General features: G+C 56.7%; 16 protein-coding genes. 2 read left to right on the top strand and 14 right to left on the bottom strand.

Going from position 1 to position 14680, the window contains the following annotated elements; translation table 11 throughout:
• Positions 1-827, top strand: an 827-nt coding sequence (pdxY, locus tag HBA26_RS09760; RefSeq protein ID WP_166720894.1) for a pyridoxal kinase PdxY, incomplete at its 5' end; no start/stop codon positions are given.
• A gap of 60 nt (positions 828-887) precedes the next feature.
• Here the strand turns inward: pdxY and gstA are convergent.
• From gstA to blr, 12 genes are all read right to left on the bottom strand, one after another.
• On the bottom strand, positions 888-1493 hold the full coding sequence (gene gstA, locus HBA26_RS09755) for a glutathione transferase GstA (protein ID WP_028012912.1): 606 nt from the start codon (positions 1491-1493) through the stop codon (positions 888-890).
• A gap of 105 nt (positions 1494-1598) precedes the next feature.
• A complete protein-coding gene (dtpA, locus tag HBA26_RS09750; RefSeq protein WP_028012913.1) occupies positions 1599-3107 on the bottom strand; it encodes a dipeptide/tripeptide permease DtpA in 1509 nt (502 codons plus the stop codon).
• Between the two features lie 591 nt (positions 3108-3698).
• Positions 3699-4334 carry an endonuclease III gene (gene nth / locus HBA26_RS09745; RefSeq protein ID WP_028012914.1) on the bottom strand — a complete coding sequence of 212 codons (636 nt, stop codon included), beginning with the start codon at positions 4332-4334 and terminating at the stop codon, positions 3699-3701.
• Positions 4331-5017, bottom strand: coding sequence for an electron transport complex subunit E (locus HBA26_RS09740; RefSeq protein ID WP_023617347.1), 687 nt, complete (start codon positions 5015-5017; stop codon positions 4331-4333). Before HBA26_RS09740 ends, nth begins: the two co-directional genes overlap by 4 nt.
• A gap of 2 nt (positions 5018-5019) precedes the next feature.
• A complete protein-coding gene (gene rsxG / locus HBA26_RS09735; RefSeq protein WP_045261492.1) occupies positions 5020-5640 on the bottom strand; it encodes an electron transport complex subunit RsxG in 621 nt (206 codons plus the stop codon).
• A gap of 10 nt (positions 5641-5650) precedes the next feature.
• Positions 5651-6703, bottom strand: coding sequence for an electron transport complex subunit RsxD (gene rsxD, locus HBA26_RS09730; protein ID WP_028012916.1), 1053 nt, complete (start codon positions 6701-6703; stop codon positions 5651-5653).
• Entirely contained in the window at positions 6704-8725 is a 2022-nt protein-coding gene (rsxC, locus tag HBA26_RS09725; RefSeq protein WP_126345685.1) for an electron transport complex subunit RsxC, read from the bottom strand.
• On the bottom strand, positions 8718-9296 hold the full coding sequence (gene rsxB, locus HBA26_RS09720) for an electron transport complex subunit RsxB (RefSeq protein ID WP_032640037.1): 579 nt from the start codon (positions 9294-9296) through the stop codon (positions 8718-8720). Before rsxB ends, rsxC begins: the two co-directional genes overlap by 8 nt.
• The gene (gene rsxA, locus HBA26_RS09715) at positions 9296-9877 is read right to left on the bottom strand and encodes an electron transport complex subunit RsxA (protein WP_028012919.1); all 582 of its coding nucleotides are present in this window, start codon (positions 9875-9877) and stop codon (positions 9296-9298) included. Before rsxA ends, rsxB begins: the two co-directional genes overlap by 1 nt.
• Before the next feature lie 76 nt (positions 9878-9953).
• Positions 9954-10394: a DUF2569 domain-containing protein gene (locus HBA26_RS09710; RefSeq protein WP_025758365.1), complete on the bottom strand. Its 441-nt coding sequence runs from the start codon at positions 10392-10394 to the stop codon at positions 9954-9956.
• Between the two features lie 86 nt (positions 10395-10480).
• Positions 10481-10696 (bottom strand): transcription modulator YdgT, encoded by a 216-nt coding sequence (gene ydgT, locus HBA26_RS09705; RefSeq protein ID WP_013096896.1) that lies wholly within the window; start codon positions 10694-10696, stop codon positions 10481-10483.
• Between the two features lie 233 nt (positions 10697-10929).
• Positions 10930-11055 carry a division septum protein Blr gene (gene blr, locus HBA26_RS09700; protein ID WP_168733269.1) on the bottom strand — a complete coding sequence of 42 codons (126 nt, stop codon included), beginning with the start codon at positions 11053-11055 and terminating at the stop codon, positions 10930-10932.
• Between the two features lie 241 nt (positions 11056-11296).
• Between blr and HBA26_RS09695 the strand changes: the two genes are divergently transcribed.
• On the top strand, positions 11297-12337 hold the full coding sequence (locus HBA26_RS09695; RefSeq protein WP_126345684.1) for an oxidoreductase: 1041 nt from the start codon (positions 11297-11299) through the stop codon (positions 12335-12337).
• 54 nt (positions 12338-12391) lie between these two features.
• Here HBA26_RS09695 and add read toward each other — a convergent pair whose 3' ends face one another.
• Together add and HBA26_RS09685 are read right to left on the bottom strand one after the other, a co-directional pair.
• Positions 12392-13393, bottom strand: a complete 1002-nt coding sequence (gene add, locus HBA26_RS09690) for an adenosine deaminase (RefSeq protein WP_028012921.1) — start codon at positions 13391-13393, stop codon at positions 12392-12394.
• Between the two features lie 96 nt (positions 13394-13489).
• Positions 13490-14662, bottom strand: a complete 1173-nt coding sequence (locus HBA26_RS09685) for a MalY/PatB family protein (RefSeq protein WP_126345683.1) — start codon at positions 14660-14662, stop codon at positions 13490-13492.
• Between the last annotated feature and the right edge of the window lie 18 nt (positions 14663-14680).

Genomic DNA, 14680 nt, shown 5'->3' with positions numbered 1-14680 from the left:
TGTTTGGACATGCTGGCAATAGCGCAGCGGAATTCCCGATGCGCCGCCTCGGTGCCAACGTCTGGCCTCTCAATACCGTGCAGTTCTCTAACCACACGCAATACGGCAAATGGACCGGCTGCGTGATGCCGCCTTCGCACCTCACAGAGGTTGTGCAGGGTATTGCGGATATCGACCAGCTCAAGCGCTGCGACGCCGTTCTGAGCGGCTACCTCGGCTCAGCGGAGCAGGGGGAACACATCCTCGGCATCGTCCGTCAGGTGAAAGCGGCAAACCCGGCGGCAAAATATTTCTGCGACCCCGTCATGGGACACCCGGAGAAAGGCTGCATTGTGGCGCCTGGCGTAGCGGAATTTCACGTTCGCCATGCGCTGCCCGCTAGCGATATCATTGCGCCCAACCTGATTGAGCTGGAGATCCTCTGCGAGCATCCGGTTAACAGCGTAGAAGAGGCTGTACGCGCGTCTCGCGAGCTGATAGCCCAGGGGCCTGAGATTGTGCTGGTAAAACATCTCGCCCGCGCAGGGCTGACCCAGGAGCGTTTTGAGATGCTGCTGGTGACGAAAGATGACGCATGGCATATCAGCCGTCCGCTGGTGGATTTCGGCACGCGTCAGCCGGTGGGCGTGGGTGATGTGACCAGCGGACTGCTGCTGGTGAAACTGTTGCAGGGTGCAACGGTGAGAGACGCGCTGGAGCACGTGACGGCAGCGGTGTACGAAATCATGATTGCGACGAAACAGATGCAGGAATATGAACTGCAGGTGGTCGCGGCACAGGATCGTATCGCGAAGCCGGAGCACTATTTCAGCGCCACACGGCTATAATCGTCCAGAGTTCGTAGGCCGGGTGAGCGTCAGCGCCACCCGGCAACACAGACGGCTCGCTTAATTCAACCCTTCCGCTTTTAGCGCAGCGGCCACTGCTGGACGCTCCGCCACGCGCGCCATATACGATGCGATATGGTCCAACCCTTCCAGGTTCAGCTTAACCGCACGCGCCCAGCGCAGTACGGTAAACAGGTACGCGTCGGCAATGGTGAAGCGTGAACCACAAATCCACTGATCGTCTTTCAGCGATTCGTTAACATACTGCAGCTTTTTCTCCAGCAGAGCTCGCACGGTCGGCTTGTACTCTTCCGGCGTATCCGGGCGGAAGAGGGGGGTAAAACCTTTGTGCAGCTCGGTGGCGATATAGTTCAACCACTCCAGCGTTTTATAACGTGCGACGCTGCCGGTAGGGGCAAGGAGCTGGCGATCCGGTACGTTGTCCGCCAGGAATTGCATAATCGCCACGCCTTCGGTCAGCAGAGTTCCGTCATCCAGCAGCAGGGCCGGAACCTGCCCTTTTGGGTTAATCGCAAAAAAGTCATCCCCGTTTTCCAGGCGCTTTTTCATCAGATCAACGCCATCCAGCGTGAAATCTTTGCCGCTCTCGCGCAGGGTGATATGGGAAGCAAGAGAGCACGCGCCCGGTTTGTAGAACAGTTTCATCGGTAACTCCTTTTTGCTGAGGTTTTAGCTATGTTAGTGCGCGAAGGGACAAAAAAAAAGCCGCTAATCTCTTAGCGGCTTCTGTTCTGTCGTTTCTCTCAGATATCACGCGGTAGCGGTTTTGTTCGCTTCCGCCGTCTTGTCGTCGTCCTGAGTCATTCGATTCAGTTTCGGCGCGGTCAGCAGCATCAGCGCCGCGATAACCGCCGTAGCGATACCAATCTGCATAAACACGGTACCGTAGACGTTCAGGGAGAGCAGCGGATCGGTCACGTTTTCTGGCACAGCCATCAGGTTCGCGATCTTACCGGCGATGATCGCCGCACCGGCAGTGGTCAGGAACCAGCTACCCATAATGAAGCCCATCAGACGCTGTGGAACCAGCTGTGCAACCATCGCCAGACCCAGACCGGAGATCATCAGTTCGCCGATAGACTGCAGCGCGTAGCTCAGGATCAGCCAGTTAACGGACACGATACCGGCGTCGGACGCAAACTTAGTCCCCAGCGGCAGCACCAGGAACGCACCGGAACAGAGCACCATACCCACCGCGAACTTGTGCGGCATTGGCAGACGATCGCCCATCTTGTTATAGATTGCGGCCAGAATCGGGGAACCGATCATGATCCAGAAGGGGTTCAGCGCCTGGAACTGCTCGGGTTCGAATGCGATACCCAGGATAGAGTGCTCAACGTTACGAATAGCGAAGAAGTTCAGAGAGGTTGGCATCTGGCTGTACAGCACGAAGAAGATAATCGCTTCCAGCATCAGAATGAACGCCACAATCATCTTACGACGGGCTGCACCCTTCATAGCGAACGCTTCTTTCGCGAAGATGACCACGATGCCCAGCGCAACTACGCCCAGAACGGCACGAGCGATACCCTGGTTGTGCAGCAGCCAGGTGGCGATCGCCGCCAGGACGACAACGCCCACGATGGTAGCCAGCAGCTTGCCCATGTGGACAGGCTCGAAGTCAGGTTTTGAACCGTAGTCTTTTACCCAGTTGCGGCAGAACAGGAAGTTTACCACGGTGATCAGCATACCCACGAAGCTCAGCGCAAACGCCACGCTCCAGCCGAATTTCGCGGCCAGCCATGGGGTTGCCAGCATGGAAAAGAAGGAACCGATGTTGATGGACATGTAGTACATGGTAAATGCACCGTCCAGACGTGGGTCATCTTTGCTGTAGCAGGTTGAGAGCAGGGAAGACGGGTTCGCTTTGAACAGACCGTTACCCACGGCGATGGTTGCCATGCCCATGTAGACCACAGCCGCATCATGTCCTGACCATGCAACCAGACCATAGCCAATAGCCAGAACAATGGCACCCAGCATAATGACGCGCTTAGTACCGAGAACTTTATCACCCAGCCAGCCGCCGATAGCAACCAGACCGTAAACGAGGGCACTAAAGGAGGAGAACAGCGTGATGGAATCGGCTTCGGACATACCCAGCTGTTTAACCAGGTAAACCGCCATGATCCCTTGCAGGCCGTAGTAACCAAAACGCTCCCATAACTCGATAGAGAAGATGAGATAAAACGCTTTCGGTTGTTTAAAAGCGTTCAGACTCACGCTTTCATCTGTTGGTTTATTGTTTGCAGTCGACACATATACCTCTTTTTTTACATCCCATATTAACGGGGGTGTTCATCGCGTGATGGCCGTAGCCCATCCGCCTTATAGTTATATTGGGAGGAGAAACGGCGGGTAATGTTCACTATCCTGCCCCGTCTGGCAATACGTTTGTAATAATCTGTTACATATATCTTGGGCGGTATAATTGTCGGTTTCTACAAATGTTATTTAGCGTTAAATTTTATACGATAACTAAAGGTAGTTTTTTCGACTGGAATACACCCTGTGTGATGGGGTTTTGGCAATATGTTCTGCTATTTGCCGTCTGTTGTAGTGATATAGCCCATATTCTGAAAAATAGCTGGTCTTATCTTCCGGGTAAACGCATTTAAATCTTGCCCGGCAAAGGGTTTGCGATGACTTTGACTACAAAAAATCAACATGACGTTATCAGAGTGATCGCGATCACAGATGTATAGAAATTTTTGGCTATGAAAAAAGTATTAACCTGTTTGAGCGTTATAGAGCCGAACAAGTGACAAGTCAGAAGAAAGTAAGAGCGGACAAATAACGGCCAAAAGAAGAACGAACGGTAGTCCTTCTTTTGATAGGGGATTATGACGGTCAGGGATAGACTTTTTCTTTATATTCGCAGAGATCTTCAATAACGCAGGAGCCGCAGCGCGGCTTTCGGGCTATGCAGGTATAACGACCGTGCAAAATTAGCCAGTGGTGGCAGTCAACCTTGAATTCGGCAGGAACCACTTTTAACAGCTTCTCTTCTACCTGCTCGACATTTTTCCCTGGAGCGAAATTGGTCCGGTTTGAGACGCGGAATATATGCGTATCAACGGCGATGGTCGGCCAGCCAAACGCGGTATTGAGCACAACGTTCGCGGTTTTACGCCCCACGCCCGGCAAGGCTTCCAGCGCGGCGCGATCTTCCGGTACTTCGCCTCCGTGCTGTTCCAGCAGGATCCGACAGGTCTTAATCACGTTCTCGGCTTTGCTGTTAAACAGGCCGATGGTTTTGATATATGACTTCACGCCTTCCACGCCCAGCTCCAGCATGGCCTTCGGCGTATTGGCGACCGGATAAAGCAGGGCAGTGGCTTTATTGACGCTCACGTCGGTCGCCTGCGCAGAGAGCAACACCGCGATCAGCAGCTCAAACGGGGAGGTAAAATTCAGCTCCGTCGTCGGGTGCGGGTTCTCGTCCCGCAGACGGGTCAGGATCGCAATGCGCTTTTCTTTATTCATGAGGCCTTCTCGGGTGTCCCTTCCAGAACGCTGCGCTCAGCCGCGCGGCGCTTACGTTTCTCATCAATCAGGTATTTTATTGCCAGCATCATGCCGAGGCCAATAAACGCGCCGGGCGGTAGCATCGCCAGCAGGAACGGCGTATCGGTGTGAAACACCTCAACGCGCAGCGCTTTAGCCCAGCCGCCCAGCAGCGCATCTGCGCCGTCGAACAGCGTACCGTTGCCGAGGATTTCACGCAGCGAGCCCAGCACGAACATGGCGCACGTGGCGCCCATGCCAATGGAAAAACCATCCAGCGCCGACATGGCCGGGCTGTTTTTCACCGCGAACGCTTCCGCACGCCCGACCACGATACAGTTGGTGACGATAAGAGGAATGAAGATCCCGAGCGACTGGTACAGACCAAACGCGTAGGCGTTAATCAGCATCTGGACAATACTGACCACCGACGCAATGATCATGACGTAAATCGGAATACGAATTTCCGACGGCGTCCAGCGTCTCAGGGCAGAGATGGAGAGGTTGGTCAGGGTCAATACCAGCGTGGTTGCCAGACCCAGACCGAGCGCGTTGGTGGCGGTGGATGTCACCGCCAGCAGGGGGCACATACCCAGAAGCTGTACCAGCGCGGAGTTGTTTTTCCACAATCCCTGGACAATAACCTCTTTAACCTGGCTCATGATTACTCCTCACAGGCCGGAAGATTGTTGATCTGCGCGGGCAGCGTTTCAGCGTACAGCCCGGCTCGTTTTACGGCGTTTACCACCGCCCGCGGGGTGATGGTTGCGCCCGTGAACTGGTCAAACTCGCCGCCGTCTTTCTTCACCGCAAACGCGGTGTCATCTTCACCATGGATCACTTTACCGGCAAAGTGCAAAATCCAGTCGCTCAGACGGGTTTCGATTTTATCGCCCAGGCCCGGCGTTTCATGATGTTCCGTCACGCGGGTGCCCAGGATGGTACCGGAGAAATCGCTGCCCACGAGCAGCTGAATGGCGCCGGAATAGCCGTCAGGGGCGGTCGCTTCCATCACCGCGCCGACCGGTTTATCCCCTTTGCGGGCGATAAAGAGGCGGTGCGGGCCTTTCCCAAGCTGCGGCGCGTCTACCACAAAGCAGCTTTTTTGCAGGTCATTATCGTAGAAATCGGACGGGATCACCTGATCGAACAGCGCCTTTTGCTGCTTCGAGGCCTGTTCTTCGATGGTCGTTTTGGTCAGCGCATTAACCAGTGCCGTCAGCCCCGTCAGGACCGCGGCGAAGACAGCCAGCGTGACGCCGTGTTTTTGCATCGTTTTTAACATGGCGAAACCCTTAGCGATGGCCGTACACGCGGGGGCGCGTGTAATAGTCGATGAGCGGAACGGTAATATTGGCGAGCAGGACGGCAAACGCCACGCCGTCCGGATAGCCGCCGAAGCTGCGGATCAGCCAGACCAGCAGGCCAGCCAGCGCGCCGAAGATCAGGCGACCGCGGTTGGTGGTGGAGGCCGTCACCGGATCCGTCAGGATAAAGAAGGCACCCAGCATGGTCGCGCCGGAGAGCAGGTGCATCTGCGGGCTGGCCAGCGATTCAGGAGAGAATACCCAGCCCAGCGTGGCGCAGACCGCCAGCGTTACCAGGAAGCTGACCGGAATATGCCAGCGGATGGCCTTCTGCTGCAACAGGAACAGGCCGCCCAGCAGATACGCCAGGTTGACCCACTGCCAGCCGGCTCCCGCCAGCACGCCGCTGTAGATGGCGGACTTCATGATTTGCTCAACGCTGTGCCCGGCGTGCAGGGACGTTTTAAACGTATCGAGCGGCGTCGCCTGGCTGATACCGTCCACGCCCATACGCAGCGCGTTCATATCAGCACCCAGCGCCGTATGGCCGGTAAAGATCACCTGCAGAGCATCCATAAAGCCGGGAACCGTGGCCGCAATCTCGTGCGGTGGCAGCCAGCTGGTCATCTGTACCGGGAAGGAGATCAGCAGCACCACGTAGCCAATCATCGCCGGGTTAAACGGGTTATGACCGAGGCCGCCATAGAGCTGTTTGGCAATAATCACGGCAAACACGGTGCCGAGCACCACCATCCACCACGGGGCAAGCGGGGGAATGCTGATGGCCAGCAGCAGGCCGGTCAGCAGAGCGGAGTTGTCCGCCAGGATGCGGGAAACCGCCATCTTGCGCAGCTTCAGCACGAGGGCTTCCGCGGCGACGGCGCTGGCGCATCCAAGAGCTATCTGGAACAGAGTTCCCCAGCCGAAAAACCAGCACTGAACGGCAATGCCCGGCAGCGCGGCCAGGCAGACCAGCATCATGATGCGCGAGGTCTGGCGCTGATTGTGGGTATAAGGGGAACTTGCGATTCTGAAAACCATTTAATCCTCGTTTACGGCTTGCTGTGCGGCTTTCTTTGCCTGAACGCGCGCAATGGCGGCGGCGACGGCGGCCTTGCGCGGGTCATCGTTGGCGGCCTGCGGCTGCTCTTCCTGCTGTGCTGCTTTGCGCGCTTTGGCGCGGGCTATCGCCGCTTCAACGGCGGCTTTGCGTGGGTCGACCGGTGCTTCAGGTTCTGCGGCTGGCGCCTGCTGCGCTGCTTTGCGCGCTTTGGCGCGGGCAATCGCCGCTTCAACGGCAGCTTTACGCGGATCGACCGGTTCCTGTTCAACCACCACTGGCTGCTCCCCGGCCTTGCGCGCTTTGGCACGGGCTATTGCCGCTTCGACGGCGGCTTTGCGTGGATCGATTTCAGTATCCGGCTGCGCCGCTTGCGCTTTTTCCGCCTGACGGGCGCGGGCCGCAGCTTTACGCGCTTCGCGGGCGGCAATCGCTTCGCTGTTATCCGGTTTTTCACCGGCCTGGATCACCAGCGTCTGGGCGGCACTGGCTTTTTTCTCGCGAACGCGCGCCAGTGCGGCGTTGATTGCATCCTGATCTTTCCCGGCAGGCTGAACGGCGGCCTGCTTATGTCGCTCCTGACGAGCCATCTTCTCACGTTCGAGACGCGCCTGACGTGCTTCGAAACGTGCCTTGGCTTCCGCGGCGCGTTTTTCTTCCATGGAGATGGCATAAATCTCGGCCTTCTCCTGGCGGAAGTACTGCACCAGCGGAATGTTGCTTGGGCAGACCCAGGCGCAGGCGCCGCATTCGATGCAGTCGGCCAGGTTATGGGCTTTGGCTTTATCGTGCAGCTGGCCTTTGCTGTACCAGTACAGCTGCTGCGGGAGGAGATCCGCCGGGCAGGCATCGGCACAGGCGCTGCAGCGGATGCAGCCTTTCTCTTCCTGCTCCTCCCCCATTTCGGTTGGGGAAGGGGCAAGCAGGCAGTTGGTGATTTTCACTACCGGAACGTCGAGCCACGGCAGGGTAAAGCCCATCAGCGGACCGCCCATGATCACCATCTGGTCGCTGGCCGGGCAAAATTCAGCCTGTTCCAGCAGATGGCGCACCGGCGTGCCGAGGCGCGCCCACACGTTACCCGGACGAGAGACAGACTCTCCGGTCAGTGTTACCACGCGCTCGGTCAACGGCTCGCCGTCAATCACCGCACGCTTGACGGCGTAAGCGGTGCCGACGTTTTGCATCAGCACGCCGATATCCGACGAGCGTCCGCCGTGCGGGACCTGCTTGCCGGTGAGGATTTGCGTCAACTGCTTTGCGCCGCCAGAGGGGTACTTGGTCGGAATAACGCGCAGGGCGATATCATGGCTACCGGCCAGCACGGCGCGCAGCATTGAAATAGCCTGCGGTTTATTATCTTCGATACCAATCAGCACTTCCCGCGGCTGCAGAATGTGCGCAAGGATGCGGATGCCTTCCACCACCTGGGCGGCGCGATCCTGCATCAGACGATCGTCGGCGGTGATGTACGGCTCGCACTCGGCGGCGTTGATAATCAGCGTCTGAATCTTATCGCCACCGCCGCGCAGCTTGGCGCCGGTCGGGAAGCCTGCGCCGCCAAGCCCGGCGACGCCGAACTGATGAATACGCTCGATGAGCGCTTCGCGGCTCTGGCTGCGGTAGTCGCTCCAGCCGTCACGGTCAATCCAGCGATCTTCGCCGTCGGCTTCAATAATCACGCTCAGTTCCGACAGCGCGGACGGATGCGCCACCGTATGAGGGGCAATCGCCACCACTTTCCCGGAAGTAGGGGCGTGTACCGGCAGCATACGTCCGCGTCCGAAGGTCAGCGGCTGACCGCGCAGCACCGTATCGCCTTCTTTCACGCACAGCTCGCCCTCAGCGCCAATATGCTGCTTGAGCGGCATGACGTAACGCGTCGCCAGCGGAATTTGACGCAGCGGCGTGCCGTTGGACTGGGTTTTCATCTCTGGCGGATGGATACCGCCGTCAAAGTCCCAGATCTTCTCTTTTCTGAAAGCAGAAAATAACTTAAGCATGTTGTTCCACAGGAATATTACGAACCGGAATGGTTTGAAGATCCCACTTCCAGCTTTCGGTAGTCGTTTCAACCGGGCGCAGCTCTATACATTGCGTCGGGCAGGGGGCCACGCAAAGGTTACAGCCGGTGCAGAGATCCGCCACAACGGTGTGCATGGCGCGCGTTGCGCCAACAATGGCGTCGACCGGACAGGCCTGAATACATTTGGTGCAGCCGATGCAGTTTGCTTCGTCGATCACCGCGAGGGCGCGAACCGGCTCCTGGACTTCCGCATCGCCATCAACGGGCTGCGGATCGACGTTAAGCAGGGCGGCAATTTTCAGCATCACCGCTTCGCCGCCGGGCGCACAGCGGTTAATTTTTTCACCCTGAATGCCTACCGCTTCAGCGTAAGGGCGGCAGCCCGGGTAGCCGCACTGTCCACACTGACTTTGCGGCAAAAGCTCATCAATTTTTTCAACAACAGGATCGTCCTCTACCGCGAAACGGCGGGAGGCGTAGCCCAGGATAAGGCCAAACACCAACCCCAGGACGCTGATAGAGGCGATGGCAATCCAGATAGCACTCATTACAACTTCACCAGACCACTAAAGCCCATAAAGGCCAGAGACATTAAGCCCGCGGTTACCAGCGCAATGGCATTACCGCGAAATGGCGCAGGGATATCCGCTGCTGCCAGACGTTCGCGAATCGACGCGAACAGCACCATAACAAATGAGAAACCGACAGCGGCGGAGAAGCCGTACAGCGCCGACTGCATGAAGTTATGGCCAAGGTTGATGTTCAGCAGCGCCACGCCAAGCACCGCGCAGTTGGTGGTGATCAGCGGCAGGAAGATACCCAGCAGGCGATAGAGCGCCGGGCTGGTTTTGCGCACCACCATTTCGGTAAATTGCACTACAACCGCAATGACCAGAATAAACGCCAGCGTGCGGAGATAGATTAACCCCAGCGGGATGAGGATCCAGGTGTCAATCAACCACGCACAGATAGACGCCAGCGTCATGACGAAGGTCGTCGCCAGCCCCATGCCCATCGCCGTTTCCAGCTTTTTGGACACGCCCATAAACGGGCACAGGCCAAGGAACTTCACCAGAACGAAGTTGTTAACCAGCACGGTGCCGACAAAGAGCAGTAAGTAATCGGTCATTATTTAGCCTGAAATAAAAAAGCCGCCTATTATCGGACAAACCGGGGCAGGCGACAACAGGTTATCTGTAAGGTTATTACGGGTTCACGAAGGTGTTTTTCACACGCGTTGAACGTTTGAAATAGGGCACCAGCAGCGCCGCAGCCAGTAACGGGAAAAGCAGCTGGCGGACAGCAAGCGCGTCAGAGACGGGCGAGAAAGCAAACGCTTTAACCGCCAGCAGGACCGAGACCAGCAGCCAGATAATGTAGTGCTTAGGCACACTCTTGCGGCGCTTAAAGAAGGCGATAGTCAGCCACAGGGTGTAGTACCACATCCCAATCGCGAAAACGAACGACACAAACCACATCGCTATATTCAGCACGCTTTGCGACATCAGGGTCTGAATAGCGTGAGGGGTAATCAATGCGGTGGTATAAAGCAGCAGCGCAAGCGATGCGCTTAATAAGGCAACCAGCAGCCATGCCAGTGGGGCGATTAACCAGCCTCCGATGCGTTCTCCAGGCGTTGCGGTCATGAACTCTCCCATTATCTGCGCGAAATGTTGTACAGCCAGTTTGCAGGGCGGAGAGTATATAACATTTCGCGCGGATGGCTACTTTCTTATAAAACGTAACGCCATACGGACTTTGGCACCTCGCCGACGTTGAACAAGCGTCCGCCGGAGACCAGCTCCGCACGGCGATGGTCAGCGGCGCGATACATATTGATGATGTCCTGATTATCCGACAGGGTGTAGTTCAGATGGTCAAACAGTTTTTCCAGGCTCTCAAGCGAATTGATCTTGCGAAATTTTAATAAATAGTCCTGAACTGTCATATTAATAATTTTCCATATAAAAGTGAGTAATACCAGTTAAGGTAATTCGGTCGAATAATAAACGGATTAATACAGACGTAAACAGCCCACTCAGATAACGCGACGAAATTAGGAGTTTTCTTTGCTGAAATTCAGGCACCGAAGGTGATGCCTGGAAGAGAAGGTTAACCGCGTTCACCAGGGCTGGCAATACGAAACTGACACATTATGTCACTCTTTAAAGCAGCAACCGGTTACTTAGGATGGGTGACGGCAGCAGGCTCCGGCGGCTGGTAGTTATCAATATGGCTGGCTACGCCGAGCAAAATGACCGAAACCCCAAGAACAATCCATCCCGCTAATTCAATGATTCGATTAATAATTGATGCCATGATTCACTGTTGTAATTTATCCATAAATACAGGTCGCAAATGTTACAGCGCTGTTTCTCTGACGGCAAGCGCTTTGGGAACGATTCCCTTAAACAAAATCAGAAGGTTAATACTATGTAACAAAAATAACCGGTACAGCCTGCTATTTTAAGCGCCATGGCTCATTATTAATGAGGACAATGCCAGAAAAGCCAGTATGAAATAAGAAACGCAAAAAGAGGACAACACGATGAGTGATAACATCCGCGTCGGGCTTATAGGCTACGGGTACGCGAGCAAAACGTTTCATGCGCCTCTGATAGCCGGAACGCCGGGAATGGCGCTGGCGGCGGTATCCAGCAGCGACGCCGCCAAAGTCCACGCTGACTGGCCCGCAGTGCCGGTTGTCTCCGAGCCTAAACACCTTTTCAACGATCCGAATATCGATTTAATTGTTATTCCCACCCCGAACGACACGCACTTCCCGCTGGCGAAAGCCGCGCTGGAAGCCGGGAAGCACGTCGTTGTTGACAAACCCTTCACCGTGACGTTGTCACAGGCGCGTGAGCTGGAGGCGCTGGCAAAAAGCCTGGGCAGAGTGCTGTCCGTTTTCCATAACCGCCGCTGGGACAGCGACTTCCTGACGGTTAAAACGCTTCTCGGGGAAGGCACGTTAGGAGAGATTGTTTTTTTTGAATCACATTTTGACCGCTTCCGTCCGCAGGTGAGAAACCGCTGGCGCGAGCAGGCCGGTCCGGGCAGCGGCATCTGGTACGATTTAGCCCCGCATCTGCTGGACCAGACCGTGAATCTGTTTGGGCTGCCGGTGAGCATGACGGTCGATCTGGCTCAGCTGAGGCCCGGTGCGCAGACAACGGATTACTTCCACGCGGTGTTGAGTTACCCGCAGCGGCGGATTGTGCTGCACGGGACGATGGTCGCGGCCGCGGAATCTGCCCGCTATATCATCCACGGCACGCGCGGGAGCTACGTGAAGTTTGGCCTCGATCCGCAGGAAGACCGCCTCAAAAACGGTGAACGTCTGCCGCAGGAAGACTGGGGCTATGATATGCGCGACGGCGTCGTGACACGGACGGAAGGTGAGGAGCTGGTTGAGGAAACCCTGTTAACGATCCCGGGTAACTATCCGGCTTATTATGCTGCCATCCGCGATGCGCTTAACGGCACGGGGGAGAACCCGGTTCCGGCCAGCCAGGCGATTCAGATTATGGAGCTGATTGAGCTGGGGATCGAATCTGCCAAACATCGCGCCACGCTCTGTCTGGCATAAGTTTTGACGTTGTTGTAGGCCGGGTAAGGCGTAGCCGCCACCCGGCAAAAGGGTTTACGCGGTTGCCACCTTATCCCGCAGCGCCTGCTTCTCTGCAGGCGTAAGGAAGGCGATCTCCAGCCCGTTGATCTGCGCCTGGCGGATCTGCTCGCGGCTCAGGCCCGCCTGCGGGGCGGCGATGTTGTACTCGTGGATGATATCCACGCCCTGAACCGCCGGATCGTCCGTGTTCAGCGAGGCCAGCACGCCGTGCTCGAGGAACGTTTTCAGCGGGTGCTGCGCCAGCGTTGCCACGGTGCTGGTCTGAATGTTGGACGTCAGGCACGACTCAATGCCGATGCGCTGCTCCGCCAGGAAATCCATCAGGGCGCGGTCTTCTACCGCCTTCACGCCGTGGCCGATACGCTCGGCGCCCAGCTCGCGGATGGCCTGCCAGATACTTTCCGGGCCCGCTGCTTCACCCGCATGGACGGTAATGTGCCAGCCAGCATCGCGCGCGCGGTTGAAGTGGGAGAGGAACAGGCTGCCGGGGAAGCCCAGTTCGTCGCCGGCGAGGTCGACGGCAGTGATGGCATCGCGGTGCGCCAGCAGCGCTTCCAGCTCCTGCAGGCAGGCGGCTTCGCCGAACGTGCGGCTCATAATGCCGATCAGGCGGGCCTGAACGTCGAAGGTTTTACACCCTTCACGGACGCCTTCAATGACGGCTTCCACCACGCCTGCAACGGGCAGGCTGTGGGTCATCGCCATATAGCCCGGCGAGAAGCGCAGCTCAACGTAGTGCAGACCGTTGCGGGCCGCGTCTTCAATGTTCTCAAACGCCACGCGGCGGCAGGCATCCAGCGAGGCCAGCATCTTCACGCCCCAGTCGAGTTTGCTCAGGAAGCTGACCAGGTCTGGTTCATTGGAGGTAACCTGTACGTGTGGGATCAACGACTCAAGCGTCTGAGCGGGAAGCGTTAAGTTGAACTGGCGGCCAAGATCGAGGATGGTTTGGGCACGAATGTTACCGTCAAGGTGACGATGAATATCAGTTAAGGGCAGGCGTGTATCAATCATGGTCGCACTCTTTTCGGATTAAAGTGCGCCATATTATAAAAACAAAACGGGGTAAAAAGCTATTTGCGCAAGGGAATATTCCGTTGCGCAAACAAATTACAGGAGCGTGTTGATCCCGGCGATGAGGCGCTGAACCCCTTGTTCCAGCTTGCTGCGTGGGCAGCCCGCATTTAAGCGCACGAAGCCATTTCCCTCTTCCCCGTAGGTATATCCCGGCATGATGGCGACTTTTTGCTGCTCGATCAGCACTTTTTGCAGTGCCCTGTCGTCAATGTTCAGCGGGCGCAGGTCAATCCAGGCCAGATAGGTTGCTTCCGGCGGCTGCCAGTTCAGTTTCGGAAAAGCACTGTTTAATTCCTGTGCGATATACAACAGATTCTCTTCCAGATAACGACGCAAGGCATCCAGCCACGACTCTCCCTGCTGATAGGCGGCGATATGGGCCGTCAGCGCCAGCACGGAAGGGGAAGATAGCCCATCCCGTCCTTTTAGCGCGCTGAGATAGCCGTTACGGCTCTCTTCATCGCCGATCAGGCCGTATGCGCCCGTCAGTGCCGGAATATTAAAGCTTTTCGAGCCGGAGGTGAGAAGCGCCCATTTGCCGCGCGCTACCGCATTCCACGGGGTGTGGCGATGCGCCCCCCAGACCATGTCCATATGAATTTCATCGCTGATAACCGCCACGTCATAGCGCTCACAGAGTTCCGCCATCTGCGTCAATTCATCCCGCGTCCAGACCTTGCCGGTCGGGTTCTGCGGGCTGCACAGCAGCAGAATTTTGTTTTCCGGTTTCGCCAGGGCCGCTTCAAGCGCCGCCATATTGCCCTGCCAGCCAGCCGCCTGCTTTTCCATCTCAACAGCCACTACCTGACGCGCATTGCCTCCAATGGCGTTGTAAAACGCATCGTACGCCGGGGTGTGAACCACCACGCCGTCACCGGGCTTTGACCAGAGGCGGATCAGCTCTGACACCATGTAGATGACGGAAGGGCCATAAACGATGGTTTCTTTATCAATGCGGCTGTTAAAGCGCTGCCGAAACCAGTGCTCAACAGCGGCAAGAAACTCGTCGTTTTTCCAGCGGCTGTAGCCCAGCACGCCGTGGTTGATGCGCTGATGCAGCGCGTCGGTAATGCAGGGGGCGGTGGCGAAGTCCATATCCGAGATGGTGAAGGGCAGCAAATCCGCCGCGCCAAAGCGGTCGGCGACGTAGTCCCACTGCGTACACCAGGTGCCGTGACGATCCACGACGGTAGAAAAATCAAACATGACGTTAATCCTTAAAGT

The organism is Enterobacter sp. 725m/11, from assembly GCF_011683705.1.
Lineage (GTDB): Bacteria > Pseudomonadota > Gammaproteobacteria > Enterobacterales > Enterobacteriaceae > Enterobacter > Enterobacter bugandensis.
Note: the sequence above shows the minus strand (reverse complement) of the source record. Positions and strands in the feature narration are given on the sequence as shown.

Bases quoted from the DNA above. Each gene is read 5' to 3' on its own strand.
- gstA (WP_028012912.1), bottom strand. From the start codon at position 1,493: ATGAAACTGTTCTACAAACCGGGCGCGTGCTCTCTTGCTTCCCATATC.
- nth (WP_028012914.1), bottom strand. From the start codon at position 4,334: ATGAATAAAGAAAAGCGCATTGCGATCCTGACCCGTCTGCGGGACGAG.
- HBA26_RS09740 (WP_023617347.1), bottom strand. From the start codon at position 5,017: ATGAGCCAGGTTAAAGAGGTTATTGTCCAGGGATTGTGGAAAAACAAC.
- rsxG (WP_045261492.1), bottom strand. From the start codon at position 5,640: ATGTTAAAAACGATGCAAAAACACGGCGTCACGCTGGCTGTCTTCGCC.
- rsxD (WP_028012916.1), bottom strand. From the start codon at position 6,703: ATGGTTTTCAGAATCGCAAGTTCCCCTTATACCCACAATCAGCGCCAG.
- rsxC (WP_126345685.1), bottom strand. From the start codon at position 8,725: ATGCTTAAGTTATTTTCTGCTTTCAGAAAAGAGAAGATCTGGGACTTT.
- rsxB (WP_032640037.1), bottom strand. From the start codon at position 9,296: ATGAGTGCTATCTGGATTGCCATCGCCTCTATCAGCGTCCTGGGGTTG.
- rsxA (WP_028012919.1), bottom strand. From the start codon at position 9,877: ATGACCGATTACTTACTGCTCTTTGTCGGCACCGTGCTGGTTAACAAC.
- HBA26_RS09710 (WP_025758365.1), bottom strand. From the start codon at position 10,394: ATGACCGCAACGCCTGGAGAACGCATCGGAGGCTGGTTAATCGCCCCA.
- ydgT (WP_013096896.1), bottom strand. From the start codon at position 10,696: ATGACAGTTCAGGACTATTTATTAAAATTTCGCAAGATCAATTCGCTT.
- HBA26_RS09695 (WP_126345684.1), top strand. From the start codon at position 11,297: ATGAGTGATAACATCCGCGTCGGGCTTATAGGCTACGGGTACGCGAGC.
- add (WP_028012921.1), bottom strand. From the start codon at position 13,393: ATGATTGATACACGCCTGCCCTTAACTGATATTCATCGTCACCTTGAC.
- HBA26_RS09685 (WP_126345683.1), bottom strand. From the start codon at position 14,662: ATGTTTGATTTTTCTACCGTCGTGGATCGTCACGGCACCTGGTGTACG.